11 protein-coding genes are annotated in these 15,973 nt (G+C 41.4%); 3 read left to right on the top strand and 8 right to left on the bottom strand.

The window, feature by feature from the left end; all coding sequences use genetic code 11:
- Positions 1–18: 18 nt before the first annotated feature.
- The 7 genes from JN11_RS20275 to JN11_RS20245 all read right to left on the bottom strand — a co-directional run bounded on the left by JN11_RS20275 (position 19) and on the right by JN11_RS20245 (position 11,932).
- The gene (locus tag JN11_RS20275) at positions 19–1,542 is read right to left on the bottom strand and encodes an alpha/beta hydrolase-fold protein (protein WP_144915551.1); all 1,524 of its coding nucleotides are present in this window, start codon (positions 1,540–1,542) and stop codon (positions 19–21) included.
- A gap of 375 nt (positions 1,543–1,917) precedes the next feature.
- Complete coding sequence (locus JN11_RS20270) at positions 1,918–4,131, bottom strand: SulP family inorganic anion transporter (protein ID WP_144915549.1); 2,214 nt, start codon at positions 4,129–4,131, stop codon at positions 1,918–1,920.
- A 165-nt stretch (positions 4,132–4,296) separates the two neighbouring features.
- Positions 4,297–4,674 carry a hypothetical protein gene (locus tag JN11_RS20265; RefSeq protein ID WP_144915547.1) on the bottom strand — a complete coding sequence of 126 codons (378 nt, stop codon included), beginning with the start codon at positions 4,672–4,674 and terminating at the stop codon, positions 4,297–4,299.
- 223 nt (positions 4,675–4,897) lie between these two features.
- The gene (locus JN11_RS20260; RefSeq protein WP_144915546.1) at positions 4,898–6,442 is read right to left on the bottom strand and encodes a RagB/SusD family nutrient uptake outer membrane protein; all 1,545 of its coding nucleotides are present in this window, start codon (positions 6,440–6,442) and stop codon (positions 4,898–4,900) included.
- A gap of 18 nt (positions 6,443–6,460) precedes the next feature.
- The gene (locus JN11_RS20255; protein WP_170227809.1) at positions 6,461–9,790 is read right to left on the bottom strand and encodes a TonB-dependent receptor; all 3,330 of its coding nucleotides are present in this window, start codon (positions 9,788–9,790) and stop codon (positions 6,461–6,463) included.
- A gap of 270 nt (positions 9,791–10,060) precedes the next feature.
- Positions 10,061–11,200, bottom strand: a complete 1,140-nt coding sequence (locus tag JN11_RS20250; RefSeq protein ID WP_144915543.1) for a FecR family protein — start codon at positions 11,198–11,200, stop codon at positions 10,061–10,063.
- Positions 11,201–11,269: 69 nt separating this feature from the next.
- Entirely contained in the window at positions 11,270–11,932 is a 663-nt protein-coding gene (locus JN11_RS20245; protein ID WP_246139063.1) for an RNA polymerase sigma factor, read from the bottom strand.
- Between the two features lie 307 nt (positions 11,933–12,239).
- Between JN11_RS20245 and JN11_RS20240 the strand changes: the two genes are divergently transcribed.
- Positions 12,240–12,842, top strand: a complete 603-nt coding sequence (locus JN11_RS20240; RefSeq protein WP_144915540.1) for a TetR/AcrR family transcriptional regulator — start codon at positions 12,240–12,242, stop codon at positions 12,840–12,842.
- 4 nt (positions 12,843–12,846) lie between these two features.
- On the top strand, positions 12,847–14,994 hold the full coding sequence (locus JN11_RS20235; protein WP_144915538.1) for a beta-N-acetylhexosaminidase: 2,148 nt from the start codon (positions 12,847–12,849) through the stop codon (positions 14,992–14,994).
- A gap of 145 nt (positions 14,995–15,139) precedes the next feature.
- On the opposite strand, the gene JN11_RS20230 is transcribed toward JN11_RS20235, so the two are convergent.
- The gene (locus tag JN11_RS20230) at positions 15,140–15,454 is read right to left on the bottom strand and encodes a hypothetical protein (RefSeq protein WP_144915536.1); all 315 of its coding nucleotides are present in this window, start codon (positions 15,452–15,454) and stop codon (positions 15,140–15,142) included.
- 290 nt (positions 15,455–15,744) lie between these two features.
- Between JN11_RS20230 and JN11_RS20225 the strand changes: the two genes are divergently transcribed.
- On the top strand, positions 15,745–15,973 hold a 229-nt coding region (locus tag JN11_RS20225; RefSeq protein ID WP_144915535.1), incomplete at its 3' end, for a transposase.

Genomic DNA, 15,973 nt, shown 5'->3' with positions numbered 1-15,973 from the left:
CTTATTAACCCTCTATTCTTACTTCCGGTTATACTGCAAATCTACAGGGACAGGAATGGTGTTTTTTGTTTCCATGGTGCTTGGGGTAAGGTAGGCCCATTTCAATTTAAAGTCTTCATGTTGATGGAGGTATTCTATCCGTAAAGGATAAAATCCTTTTGATAATGGCACAATGCAGGAATAAGTCCGTTTATTGTAATCGCCATCCCATTGTATTAATAATTTGTTACCGATATATAGTTTTGAACCATTGTCAGCATCAAAAGCAAATACATAATAACCATCTTCTTTTACTTCAATCCATCCATCTATCAACAATGCGTAATTGTTTTTTCGCGGAAGCTTATCGACATCAAAATCCTTATCAGTTACTCCTGTTTTTACCGGTTTTAAACCTTTCAGGTTTGGCCATTTATCCCATTTTCCTTCATAATACGCGTAATTAAACCCGCCTTGTTGTAAATTTCGGGAGCTTGAAAGTGGCGCAGGCATTTTTTCAGTTGAAAAAACGCCTGTTATAGTTTTATCATACTTGCTCCTGTTAGTGAACACTTTGTAAGTGACCGTTGCGGCTCCGGTTACTGCAAGCTCCTGCTGGGCTTTTGGCGATAGGGGTGTCGGGGCTGTTCCGTCAAGTGTATAGTGCATTCGCGTGGTGTCGTCAAAGCAGAATATTTTATAAGGTTTGTCCTTCAAAACAATGCCATTCATTGGGTGGAACTGGATATTGCCGGTGAGACCTAAGTAGATGAATTTTAAACCATCATACGTGCCTTTCAGTCTTACTGAACTATGCGTTTCTTCAGAATAGGTATTAAATTTCCAGGTTAAATTTGGGGGAGCTGCTTTTTTAAGTATGATGTTAATGGTGTCTGTTTTCATGTCTGTGAGCGACTCCTGTCTGGCGGCTATAAAAAGCGTAGTGTTTTGTGCAATTAATGCAGGTAATTTATCAATAGCCATTTTGGCCACATAGCTGTTGTCCCACCAAACACTGGGGTCAATGGCGACATAAGATTTAAAAAGCGTTGGTTCATTAAGCAGTGCATACAGCACAAACATGCCACCTAATGAATGCCCCCACAACGTATTGTCACCATTTGAAGGGTAGTTTTTATTAACATAAGGGATAAGCTCATTTTTAATAAACCCCAGGAACTTAGCGCCTCCGCCTGAATCTTTCCAGCTATCTAAATGTGTTGGTGTAAGCTCATGGTTCCGGTCTATACCCATCACGCTTACAATGATGGTTGATGGCATAAAACCCTCTGCCTCTAAAAAGGTCTGCACCTTAGTCATTAAACTTATGTTCCAGTTACCACCATCCAGTACATATAATACATCATATTTTTCTGTGCTGCCGGGTTTATAACCAGGCGGGGTAAATACCTGGATAAGCCTTTCCTGACCGAGAATTGCTGAATGTAAAGAATCAAGCTTGCCCCGGTTGTGTACAGTAAGAAGCGTATCCTGGGCATTGGCCATATCCAGGGTAACAAGTGCCATAAACAGCATTATGGAAAAGCGAAGAATGTTTTTCATTTTTTCAGGACGTATTTGAAGTAAATATCTGTACAATAAGGTTAATTGCTAAATAAAAAATAAACCAAAATTGACCACGATCTTTTAGTTAAAGCAATGCCAGTTTTGTTTATATGACGAGTAATTGCCTTTATTGGTTGCAATTATTGGATGATTTTTTTGGGACTCAGATTTAAATTAATTCAATTTTACAATACAATATAAAGCTTGAACATATTTAATTCGATATTAGAAATGAAATACTAGGTGGTTGAGTGGCTGTAATAGGTACTCAAATAAAACTCCCCGGTGCTTAAAAAGTGGCAAAAAGCTTAAATTTAAAGCAAACAAGCATTTGGCCGTCCTTTTAAGCGTTGGGGAGTTAATACTTATTGGTTATGATATGGGCTGCACTTCAGGTATTTTGGCGATATCTTTAATCTGCATATCGTGCAGCATCCCGTCTGTCAGATCATATACCCATCCGTAAAAATTAAGGGTTTGGCCGCTTTGTAATGCCCGCTGTACAATTGATGTAGCTTTTAGCTGAAATATTTGTTCCTCAACATTCAACTCCACTAACCGCCGGTGCTGCATTTCGCTGTCGGTAATGCCATCTATTTCAACTTTATGAATGCGGTACACGTCCCTTACGTGGCTTAACCATTGGTCAAGACTGCCATTTGTTCCGCCGTTCAGGGCGGCTTTCACGCCGCCGCAACCATAATGGCCGCATATCACAATGTGCTTTACCTTCAACACCTCTACGGAGTATTGTAATACAGCCATCAGGTTGGTATCACTCGGTATTACCTGGTTGGCGATATTGCGCTGACTGAAAATTTCGCCGGGCTGTGCGCCGGTAATCAGCTCGAGCGGTGCGCGGCTGTCAGAACAACCAACAATGAGGTATTGCGGCGACTGGCCCGCACTTAGCTTGGAAAAATAATGCATGTCAAGGTGGAGCTTTTCGGCTATCCATTTGCGGTTATTGGCAAACAACTCGGTATAGCTATGCTGATCATGACTATGTTGATCATGTTCGGCTATTTTTTCGTCCTTGGCTTCCAAAATAGAATAATGATCTTTAAGGCCGGTAATGCTGTATTTAATCTGCTCGGTAGCGGCCCTGGCTTTAAAATCCTGTAATATCTCTAAACAATCGTGCTCAATATACTTGGTTTGGCTGGCATCAATCCATACATTGCTTTTAGGTTTTACCGAGTTTAAAAATTCATTAAGGTGGGCCTTGTTTAAAAAGGTAACCTGTTCTGATAGTACTAAGCGCTGTACCAGCCCTTTATCGCTTTCGGTTATTGATGAGTAGATGAGATCACGTGTTGCGTTTACCAGGATAAATATAATACTTACTGCCATGCCAATTAAAACGCCTTTGAGTAAATCGGTTAATATAATTGCCACTACTGTTATAAAAAATGGCGTAAACTGGTTCCATCCGGCTTTATACATATTTGTAAATAGTTGTACGTTAGCTAGTTTGTAGCCTACCATAATTAATATGGCTGCTAAACTTGCCAGCGGGATCATGTTTAAAACACGCGGAATCAGCAATACAGTACCCAACAGCAGCACACCATGAAATATGGTTGATACCTTGGTTTTAGCTCCTGCGCTTACGTTGGTAGCACCGCGTACAATAACGGCGGTTAAGGGGATGCCGCCTAAAAGGCCGGCAACGATATTTCCGGTTCCCTGAGCAACAAGTTCCCGGTTTAAGGGCGTTGACCTTTTCTGCGGATCAAGCTTATCAACAGCTTCAATGCTCAGCAGCGTTTCTAAACTGGCTACAAAGGCAATGGTTAACGCAACAACTAATACCTGCGGATTTGCTATTTGCGAAAAATCTGGAAATTTAAACATCGATGAAATATCTTCTGCGCCGGATAATAATGGAATTTGTACAAAACTTTTGGTGCGCAACTGCAGAACTGAAGGGGCCATGCCCAAAGCCAGTGAAGTTAATACTCCCAGAATAACAACCGCCAAGCCGGATGGGAACGCTTTTATTTTTTTAAACAAAGGCGTTTCCCATAATATCAGAACCGCCATTGACAGTGCGAAAATGATGATTGCACCCAGGTTAAGCTTTGACAATACGTTATTGATCTCCGAAAAGGTATTTGACTGATCGGCCTGTAGAAAAGTGAAATCGCCTTCAGCATCGGCATCATAGCCAAAGGCATGTGGAATTTGTTTTAATATTAAAATGATACCGATGGCAGCAAGCATACCCTTAATAACACTGGATGGGAAGTACAACCCGATTTTACCGGCCTTAACCAGGCCCAGCACGAGTTGGATAACACCGGCCAGAATTACGCTCAGTAAAAAGGCTTCGAAAGAATGAAGGTTGATGATAGCGGTAGCTACAATTGTAGTTAAACCCGCCGCTGGCCCGCTTACAGCCAAATTAGAACCACTAATGAGGCCTACAACTATACCGCCTGCAACGCCGGTAATTATTCCTGATAAAAGTGGCGCGCCACTGGCTAGGGCAATGCCAAGGCAAAGCGGCAGTGCCACTAAAAAGACAACTAAACCCGCTGAAAGGTCTTGTTTAAAAGTATTTTTAAATGATGAAAAATCCATTTTATTAAAATTGATTTGCACTTAAAACAAACAGGCATTGCCAGCAATGCTGGTGCAACAAGCTATTATTAAATGCGATGAAACAAATAAGTAAACAAAAACAACTGCATAACCTGTAAAATTAAGGTTAGCGTACGGATGTTTTAATAAGTATGGGGAAATGGATTAAGTGAGTGGCGGACGGAATACCTCGTTAACGTGATTGCGCAGTTTGCCTGTAACATACAGGAGAAACAACGTTCGGGTTGAGCCGGATGAAATACTTGCGAAAGAAATAGAAAGCTGAGTAGCCATTTCGCATTCTTCTTTGCTTGACTTAATACCCTCTTTTTCGTCGGTCTTGTCATCATTGATACCGGCAAAGCAGGGTTCAGTGTGTGCTAAAAGATCTACCGGACTGCCATCGGTAATGATAGCCGAAATATTGGCAACCAGGTTTTTGGTAACTTGTGGCAGCTGTTTTAAATAAGGGAATAACGGACCTAACTTTGCCGTCAGGAAGACAACAAGCAGAACGAATCCTATTATTTTTTTAAGTGCCATTACTACGAATATATTTAATGCTGTTGAATTTTAAAACTAAAACGCCAGTTATTTTAAATTCTTACATTAAGAAGCAGTTTTTTAAGCCCATTAAACTGTATTTGTAATTTTTTATATAATGTTTTAAATGTTGGATGTATCCAGAAACTCGGACGATTATACGAAAAATACTATCGCCTGATACTTTCATATCAGGCGATAGTACAATAGTGTTGTTACCTTATTAATTACCCCAAGCCGGATTTTGTACCATTAATGGATTGTTATCCAGTTCTGATTGTGGGATTGGGAAGTAATTGAATTTGGTTGTGTAATATTGCTTGCCAACCTTGTCGCTGTTAGTTAATGCCTGTTGTATTAAGTTCCATCTTACAAGGTCGTAAAAACGGTCGCCTTCACGGGCAAATTCGATCATACGCTGGTGCATTATTTCAGTCATCATTTGCGTTTGTGAGTAGCCCGCAGGTAATGCAGCCAAGCCAGCTCTTGTACGGATGGCATTAACATCAACATAGGCATCCTGCGGTCTGCCCTGCATGGTAACAGCTTCGGCGTGTATCATCAGTACTTCAGCATAGCGCATTACGCGTTCATTGTTGCTGGAAGAGTATTGGGTGTTATTGGCGCCCACCAATTCGTTTGCCTGGTTAAAATTCTGATACTTTTTAAGTCTTGAATGATATGAGGAGAAATCACCCGGAAAGAAATTAGCAATAGGTTGCTGATAAAAGGTGGTATTGCCTCCCAGTGCGCTGGTTTCTCCCTGCCAAACCAACGTAGCAGGCAGCCTTAGATCATAATTTCCCGAAGGCATTTTTTCTTTCATAAATGCACTTAACAGGGTATCTGTAGGGCATATTTCAAACCAGCCACCTATTTGCGAAGGAGCAAACTCCTGTGCAACTGTGGTACCTAAGTTTTCACCCGATCCGGTGGTCCATGGGTTTGTACCACCCACATCGCTCAATTGAATTTCAAAAACAGATTCTGAATTATTTTCATGCGTTGCATCAAAATTGTCAGAGAAATTTGCTGTGAGGCTGTACTGGCCCTTCATGATATTGGCCGCTGCTGCTTCGGCGGCGGCGTAATTTCCCTGGTACAAATATGCTTTAGCCAGATAGGCGTAAGCAGCACCTGATGTGGCCCGGCCAACCCATTGAGCAGAATAAGAGGTAGGTAATGCCGCTGCTGCATCAGTAAAATCCTTGACAATTTGAGCCCAAACGGCTGTAGCCGGACTTTTTGCTATGTAATAGTCTTTCTGCGTTACTGGAATGGTTAAACGCAATGGCACATTTTGAAAGTTTATTTCCAGGTTAAAGTAAAATAATCCCCGTAAAAATTCGGCTTCGGCAATTTCTTGTGCTTTGGTAGTTGCATCCATTTGTATAGCAGGTGCATAGGTAATTACCTGGTTAGCGCTAAAAATACCCTGATAGCAGGTGTTCCAATATCCGCCAGAAACGCCGTTTGATGCGGTGTTGGTAAATGTAGATAGCGTGTAAAGGTCGCTTACGTCATTGCGGATAAAGAAATCATCGCCACGGCCATTCATTAATTCAACGCCACGAACGGTATATAAGCCTGTTTGGGACTCGGTAACAAAGGAATTATAGGTAGCTGCCAGGCCGGAAAGTACATCGGCCGCTGTTTTCCAATGGGTGGCTGTGGTAATTTGGTTGGGATTATTTAATTCCAGTGTGGATTTTTTACAACCACCAAGTATAATTACCATGGTAATTGATATGTATATTATCTTTTTCATGAGTTTTTTACTGTTTGGTTATAATGATAATTGAAGACCTATAGTTGATACACGAGCCAATGGATAAGCAGTGTAGCTATAATCAACACCTCTGCTAAATATATTCTGACCAGCTATTACACCTAAATCGGGGTTTAAACCAGTGTAATTTGTTATGGTGAACAAGTTATCAAAGCTGATATAAGCCCTTAGTGATTTGATGCCTATACTTTGTATGGCCTGCATTTTAAAGTTATACCCAAATTGCAATGACTTGCACCTTAAATAAGAACCACTTTCTAAAAAGCGATCTGATACACGGTCGTTACCATTCGGATCACCATATACAGCCCTTGGCATAGTGGTATTGGTATTGGTAGGTGTCCAGGCATTTAAGGTGGTGGTTGACATGTTATAATCAACATTCATCCCTTCCAGGTCCATTCTGAAGCCATTGTAGATCATGTTTCCATAGGTTCCCTGAAAATATACAGACATATCAAAGTTCTTATAACGGGCGTTGTAACCGAATCCATAAGTGAATTTAGGATTAGGGCTGCCTACGTACTGTTTATCAGCATCAGAGATCTGTCCATCACCATTATAATCAACAAACTTTATGTCGCCAGGCGCAGCATTTGGCTGAATAAGCTGTCCGTTTTTATCCCGGTAAGCATTAATTTGAGCTTGTGTTTGGAAAATTCCAGCAGTTTTTATTAGATAAAATGCGCCGACCGGGCCGCCAACCTGTGTGGTAGTTGTGCCTTCGCCATGTAAATCCGGGTAACCGCCAATTATTTGTTCAGAACCTGAACCAAGGGATAATACTTTATTTTGATTGGTTGCGAAAGTTCCGAATACGTTATAGGAGAAATCGTGCGCAACGCCGTGGTATGACAAAGATAGCTCCAAACCGTTGTTGCTTATAGATCCCGCGTTAACATATGGGCTGCTGGTTGAACCCGCTGAACCCGGTATAGGCACCTGAACAAGCATATCGCTGGTTACTTTGTGGTAATAGTCGGCAGTCAAATTCAGGGCGTTATTAAAGAAGCCCAATTCAGCTCCTACATCCGAAGTTTTTGATGTTTCCCACTTAATGTCCGGATCAGCATAGGCCTGTTGTGTTGAGCCAGACCATAGTGTTTGGCCTGTTCCTGTTACGTAGTTAACATTTGAAGCTATAGCCGCACCATATTGATAATTACCAAATTCCTGGTTTCCGAGTATACCAAAACTACCACGCAATTTTAGCAGGCTGATAACACTGGCTAATTTGCTGTTGGTGAAAAACTTCTCATTTGAAATATTCCAGCCGGCTGCAACTGAAGGGAAAACACCGTAGCGGTTCGCAGGGCCAAAACGGCTCGATCCGTCACGCCTAACGCTACCGGTAAACAGGTAACGGTCATCATAAGAATAAACCACACGACCAAGCTGGGAAACTAAGGAAGCCTGTGAGGCATTACCAAAAGCTTGTGTTACACCTGTAGCGGCATCGGCCTGGTAAATACCATCGGGCAAGCCTGCGGCTGTTTCGTTATTGTATTGGTAGTTTTCATTTTGATAGGTATAGCCTACTAATGCCTGGATATGGCTTTTGCCAAATTGCCTGTCAAAATTTAAAGTGTTTTCGATCAATAAAGTATTATCATCCTTATTGTCATCAGTATTGATATTATTGGTTGCGTTGCTGAAGAAAGAGCCTACCTGGTAGCGTGGCTTATAATCAAAATCGTGGGTAAGGTAATCGGTGTATCCGATATTGATCTTGTAATAAAAACCTTTTGCGATATCAACCTGACCATAAGCGTTGAGTAAAGCGCTATTGGTACGGGTAGTACTTTTTTCGAGATATAGCTGCGCAACAGGGTTTTCAACGTTAATTACCGATCCTGTTGGACCTGCATATCCGCCTACGGCTGTTGGGTCATAAATTTGAAAGGCAGGTATGCTTTTCGCGGCCGCTCCTACGGGATTTCCGCCTTGTCCGCCCCAGCTTCCCGGCATATTTTGCCAGTTTTCCTGCGATAGGATAACCGATTCGCCGAATTTTAAAATGCCTAATTTTGTTTCAGATTTAAAGCGGAGATTGTAACGGTTATACCCGGTTTGATCAACAATACCCTGCTGATTAAGATATCCGCCAGAAACACTATAAGTAGTTCCTTTACCGCCACCACTGATATTCAATTCGTAGTTTTGAATAGGTGCATTACGATAAATAGCATTTTGCCAATTGGTACTTGGCCCTAATGAGTCGGGGCGGTTAGCAAGCGGCAACCTGGCTACGCCTGCATTATCATGCATGGCATTATCTACCTGTCCCCATTGCTGGGCATTTAATACGTTTAGTTTTTTCTGGATGCTTTGAACGCCGTAATAAGAATCGAATGAGATTGATGTTTGGTTGCCCGCGCCTGATTTTGTGGTAACCAAAACCACACCGTTGGCGGCTCGTGTACCATAAATGGCAGCAGCCGATGCATCTTTAAGTACAGAGATACTTGCTATATCGCCCGGAGCGATATTACTTATGCTGCTTACGTACATACCATCTACCACGTAAAGCGGAGTGGTGTTGTTGATTGTACCTACACCACGCACTAATATGGACATGCCAGAACCCGGAGCGCCACCTGCTGATTCAACATCAACACCGGCTAATTTACCCTGAAGGGCCTTGTCAACAGAGCTTGAACCGGCTGTTACCAGGTCCTTGGCCTGTACAGATGCAACGGCTCCGGTTAAATCTGATTTTTTTATAGTGCCATAGCCAATTACTACTACCTCATTAAGCTTTGAGTCATCAAGCTTCATATGGATAGTCAATGGCTTATCCGACACCACAGCCTCTTCCTGTGTTGCGTAACCAACAAACGAAAAAACAAGCACCGCATTAGCATTGGGTACATCTATTTTAAACTGACCCTGGGTATCAGTCACTACACCAACGTTGCTGCCTTTAAGTTTTACGGTAACGCCTGGCAATGGAAGGTTCTTTTCGTCCAAAACCAGCCCGGTTACATTTAGCACTACGGCCTGCACCGGTGAAACAGCCGGAATACTGGTTTTATTTTCCTGCTTGTTTATGAAAATGGTGTTTTGAATAATTACATAATTTAACTGCTCATCTTTTAAACATTTGTTTAATGTTTCGTTAATGGAGGCATCTTTTATGCTGATAGTAATGGTTTTGTTTTTGATGTCTTTTGATTCATAAAAAAAGACATAGCCCGATTGCTGATTAATTAAACTCAATACCTTTTTTAAAGGAGCATTGGTTTCATTAATGTTGATTTTTTGACTAAATACTTTGGCGCTGCATTGCAGAAATGTAATTAGTAATATAAAAGTTGTCAGCTTCATAACCAATAAGGTTTTTTGGGGCAGCCACGGTTTATTGATGGCTTTTAAAATAACATTTAAAGTCATACTTTTGATAAGTTTGAGTTAATACACAATTTGCTGAAAATGAATTTGTTTTCCTGAAAAGGAGGTTATCTCAAATACGCGTGCCCTGATTGCAGTCGGGGTACGCATTTTTTAAATAGCCTGTGTGTTAGGCGATTGCCCTAAAGTCTCATTTGTATCTTTTTTCTCATAATTTATTGGTTTAATTGGTGTGAATGGATATGGTTAAGGTTTAATAATAATGGTTTTGTTTTCGACGTGGTAAGTAATCTTCTCGAAACTTAAAATGGCCAATAACTTTGATGCATCAATATTTTTGGATATTTCGCCCGAAAACTCTCTTTGAGGTATTTCTCCTTCGTATTTTATGTCAACATTGTACCAGCGGGCCAGTTGGCGCAGCACACTTTTAATGTCATCGTCCTTGAAATAAAAGAAGCCGTTTTTCCAGGCAGTGGCTTCATTTACATCGGCTTTTACTATATTCATGGAGCCATCCTTAAGCTGTACCTGCTCGTTTGGTTTTATTGTTTTGCTTACGCCGTTTGACTGTACTTTAACCGAGCCCTCTAAAAGGGTGGTTTTAATGGCAGGTTCATCTGCATAAGCGTTTACGTTAAAGTGGGTGCCTAAAACTTCAACAACTTGCCCGTTGGAGATTACTCTGAATGGTTTATGCTGATTGTGTGCAACTTCAAAATAAGCTTCGCCGGAAAGTTCAATTTCGCGTTTATTGCCCGTAAAGGTTACCGGGTATTTTAAAGATGAGGCCGAGTTTAGCCAAACCTTTGTACCGTCGCTCAATACCAGTTGGTACTGCCCTCCGCGCGGGGTAATTATGGTATTAAAAGCATTAATTGGTTGTTCTGCACTTATTCCATCACGCGTATAGCTGATTTGGCCATTTGCCTTTTTATTTATTTTTACGCCTTTATCATTAGCCAGCTCTCCTTTTTTTGCATCATTTAATGCAATTGAGCTTCCATCAGATAAAATAAGTATGGCTTTATTGCCTCCGGGTGGCAGCGGCGGCGGGGTATTACGTATGGTTTTTACGGTTGCTGTTTGTTTTTTATCAAAAATGAATGGCTTAAATAATGTCAATGATACAATTATAAAACCGGACACAGCGGCAGCTACCCCCAGAGATCGAAAGTAGTTGTGCTTGGCTCTGGGGCGTATTTTGGCCAATAATTTTAATAAATTATCCTGTTGGCTATTCTCCAATTGCTGATCATCAATATCAGGTAGTTGGGCGTTTTTTGAATAGTTTACATACCAGCTTTCAACCAAGGCCTTTTCTTCTTTGGTTACATTGCCGGCAAGATACCTGTTCAATAAGTCTGTTGCGTCTTTTTTAGACATAATTGGTGGCGGAGCTGATGCTCCTGATTATGCTATATGCACCTAAGTAGACCGTAGGGAGTAGATGAATCAGAAAAAAAATGAAAAAAATTTGCCGGATAGTTTTAGTCGTAAAACTTTTAAGGAATTATTTACCTGTTTTTTAACAGTATGGGTACTAATTTGTAATTGCTCGGCTATTTCCTGATGCGAAAGATTGCCATTTCTGCTCATTTCAAACACCTGTCGCATTTTGGGTGGTAGTTGGGATACCTCGGCCTCAATAATGGCTGTTAATTGCTTCAGGCATATACTTTCATCTGTTTCGGGCTGATTGGTGTTAATGAATGATTGCAGCGATGAAATGTGCTTTTGTTTAACCTTACTATGCCTGAAATTATTAAGCATCTTATGGCGTACGGCCGTGTATAAATAAGCGGCAATGTTTTCGGCAGGATCAATAGACTGCCGGTTGTGCCACAGGTAAATAAAAACATCCTGCAATATGTCTTCAATTTCCTGTTCATCGGCAAGGTTTTTATAGGCGTGCCGGTACAGTATGCCATAATATCTGTTATGGATTTCGGTAAAAGCAAGCTCATCGCTATCCTTTAACAGGTGCGCTAACTCCCGATCCGTATGAATCTTATAACAGGACATTAATTGGTCAACAACAGGTTTGTTACAAACATATATAGTTTTATTGCCAATATCAAGTACATAATTTGCACATGTTTTGGATTGAATAAACAAAGTGTTTTTGTGTTATATCTATCTGATATACAGTATTTTGAGTTGTTTTTTAGGTGGCGAAATGTACCCTAATGTACATTCCTTCAGTTGTTTTAGCTGTCAATAATACATTCTTAAACGTTCTGAATTAGATATTTGCCCGTTAATTCGTGTCTTTTATACAAGTATTTATTTAGGTGGAAGGCTTAATGAAAAGCGTGGTGAGTAGGTTTGATGATTGTTAACTCCTTAATACAATGGAAAATATTTTATATTTAATATTTTCCATTATATTTGAGGAAAATATATCATAAAAAATATTTTCCAATTGAAAGAAAAAATTATCAAAGTAGCGCTTGAACGGTTTATGCAACACGGCATCCGGAACATGACTATTATGAAGCTGGTTGAGCCATTAGGCATATCGACCAAAACCGTTTATAAATATTTTAGAAGTAAGGAGGAGCTGCTTGAAGAGTGTCTGCAACTGCTTTATACCGGTTATTTTAATGAGTTTAATCTTATTATGGGCAATCCGGCTAACCCGATTGCCAAATTACTTACGCTTTTCAGGACTACACTGGAAAAAGATTTTGGCATGAACCGCGATTTTTTTCATGATCTTAATTATTACTACCCAGAATTGCAAAATGCTGCCATAAACCGCGTAAGTGAGCGCTACGGTAGTGTATTGGTGCAATTGATTAAAAATGGCGTTAATGAGGGGTATTTTAATAAGCATCTTGATCCGCAACTGGCGCTAAAGGGCATTGGGATATTATATACCTCTATTACCCGGGGTGAGGAATACCGCGATTACAAAGAAAGTCCCTATCCATTGTTCAGCAACCTGGTGGAAGTATACATCCGTGGCATGTGTACCTTAAAGGGAATCACAGAAATTGAAAATAATCCATATCATCAAAACTAATGAAATGAAGAAGATCACCATTTTACTCGCTCTGGCATTTTTTGCGTTTGCGGCCAGCGGGCAGCAATTGAATACACTGAACCTGATGCCTGTACCCAAACAGATAGAACCCGGTTTGGGCGAGTTTCGCATAAGCAGCCAATTCACCGTCAGCATACAGGCAATTACTACCGATACTATTTTGTACCGTGCAGTAAACCGGGCTTATCAGACGCTAAATCGTAAAACGGGGCTTGTGTTCGGTCAGAAATATATAGGTGCTGCGGATACAATGAGCACAGCGCCTCTGAAAGTGATTTCACTGGCGCAATCAGTGCCTGGCACAGAGGTGGATGAACATTATTCGCTGGTGGTAACCGAAAATAACATTGTATTGCGCGCGCCCAATACTATAGGGATACTGCACGGGCTGCAAACGCTTATCCAATTGCTGGGCAAGGACGATAAGGGTTACTACCTGAGTTGTGTAAGTATTGATGATTCGCCCAGGTTTAAATGGCGCGGATTGATGATTGATGCTGCCCGGCATTTTATTTCGGTTGAAGAAATAAAACGGAACATAGATGCTATGGCTGCTGTGAAGATGAATGTGCTGCACTGGCACCTTACGGATGATGAAGGCTTTAGGGTTGAGTCGAAGCTATTCCCGCTACTTCAACGCAACGGCTCAAATGGCGATTATTACACACAGGAGCAATTGAAGGAGGTAGTGGCCTATGCGCGCGACCGGGGAATTATTGTGGTGCCTGAGTTTGATATGCCCGGGCATTCGCAGAGCTGGTTTGCCGCTTACCCTGAGCTGGCCAGCCAGCCGGGACCTTACCGGCCGGGATCGCGTATGCAATGGCAGAATGAACACCCCAATCCAAATGCACCTAAAAGTACATCAATAGCAGATATTATAGCCAACATGATTTCGCCTACGTTTGACCCCACTAATGAAAAGGTATATGTCTTTCTGGATAAGTTTATTGGTGAAATGACGAGAATATTCCCATCGGGCTATATGCATATCGGGGCCGATGAAAATAACGGTATGGCCTGGAAACTGAACCCGGCCATAATGGATTGGATGAAGGCACACAATATGCAGACAACTGACGAACTGCAGCGCTACTACGTGCAAAGGGTATACAATATTTTGAAAAAGCATAGCCGCCGGATGATAGGCTGGGAGGAGATATTTTATGATAAACTGCCAAAGGACGCCATTGTACATAAATGGATACCCGATGATAACAGCATGATCAAATCGTACGGAAAACCTGAGGATTTTACAGCGCATGGCAACCTTGCATTAGTATCGGCCGGATTTTATACCGATGTATTTATGCCGGCTTATATCCATTACAACAACCCATCGTTGGCAGGCGCTAATGACCCCGGTATTTTGGGTGGTGAGGCTGCCCAATGGACAGAACTGGCGGATAATGAAAATATAGATGGCCGGATATGGCCGAGGGCTGGTGCCATAGCAGAACGATTATGGTCGCCTGCGGCTGTAAACGATGTGGATGATATGTATCGCAGGATGTTTGTACTGAGTAGTGAGCTTGATGAACAGGGATTGCCGCATATCAGCAACTATGAGCGGGCACTGCGCAGGCTGGCCGGAAACATGCCAATTGAACAGCTGGAAATACTAACGGATGTACTAACACCGGTAAAAGGCTATCGTAAGCTGATGTCGGAAATGTTTAAAGGGCCGCAGGCATCGTTCCAAACTACACCGCTTACCTCGGTTTCTGATATTGTATTTGTTGATTCAGAAACCAAAAGAAAATTCAGGGCCTTAGTGAAACTATACCTGGAAAAGCATGACAAAGACGCTGTGAACAATATCAGGGCGTACCTTTTGGCATGGCAGCAGAACGATTCGGCGCTTGAACCTTTATTTGCGGGTAATAAGCGGCTGGTAGAAGTGCAGGAGCATTCTGCGAATCTATCAGCAGCGGCCGTTATTGGATTGGAGGCTTTGGATAGGGCCGATAAAATGTTACCGGTAGATGCAGATTGGGTTCAGAAGAAATCAGACGAACTTGGAACTTACGAAAAATCACATAACGATACCGAAATAGCCGTGATACCCGAAATAGCTGCATTGGTTACAGGTCATCTGGCTGCTGAACCTGCCAGCTACCCGACATTTTAGGCTTGGGAAATGCAAACCCTGCCGTCTCTCTGCGCAGTTGGGGGAGACGGTAGGGTGATTTTTGAAAAAACGGCTTAAGTACCCTTGCTAGCCCGGGCTACTATACGGATAAACGCAGACCGGCGGGCGAAAAAATCAATAATTTTTAAAGCATCACCAAACCGTATACTACTACCATAATAGCGATTACAAAATAGATTGCCGATATGCCATAAAATGTGGTCCACCGCAGCCAGTTTATAAATTGCTTTAACATGTTTACAACAGGGTCGTCAGTATCCTTTGTAATGAGGTAACTGTTTTTTTTGATTCGCTCTGTAGTAATCCTTTTTTCTTCTTCGTACTGCACGCGCCCGTGATTAAAGTATGCATGGCAATTTGGGCATTTTTCATCTACTTTATTTGTCCACTTGCTCCATTCGCTGCAAGTAGGGCATTTTATTTCACTGACCTGGCTCATAACTAATTATTATATTAAAAAATGATCCTAATTAGGAATTATAACAATATATTTTATTGCAAAAGGTTAATAGCTAGTACTTTATTTAGATTAATTGGAGTGCTCTGGTAAGAGTATATTAAAAATAAGCAAAAGAATTGAAACAGCGAAAAAACGCAGGGTTATTTTTAATTTTTATTCGCTTATTGGCTCTTATCCGCCCGTGCAGGCGTTTCGTGGCTGTTGCACAACGAAGCGAATATTTTTTGACAATATTATGTTAAGATATTGATTTTTAGTATCTTAATAACATGCAAGGCAAGAAACAATATCAAGAAAAGCTCTTTACCAATTTCCAGTTGTCTGACCGTGTCCCATCGGACAATATTTACAGAAAGTTAAAAGAGGTATTAGACCTTCAGTTTTTATACACAGCTACAGCTAAGTATTATGGTAAGGATGGGCAAAAGAGCATCGACCCGATTGTATTTTTCAAGTTATTACTGGTTGGCTATTTAGAAAACCAGCCGAGCGACAGGC

It is taken from the genome of Mucilaginibacter frigoritolerans, from assembly GCF_007830615.1.
GTDB lineage: Bacteria > Bacteroidota > Bacteroidia > Sphingobacteriales > Sphingobacteriaceae > Mucilaginibacter > Mucilaginibacter frigoritolerans.
Note: the sequence above shows the minus strand (reverse complement) of the source record. Positions and strands in the feature narration are given on the sequence as shown.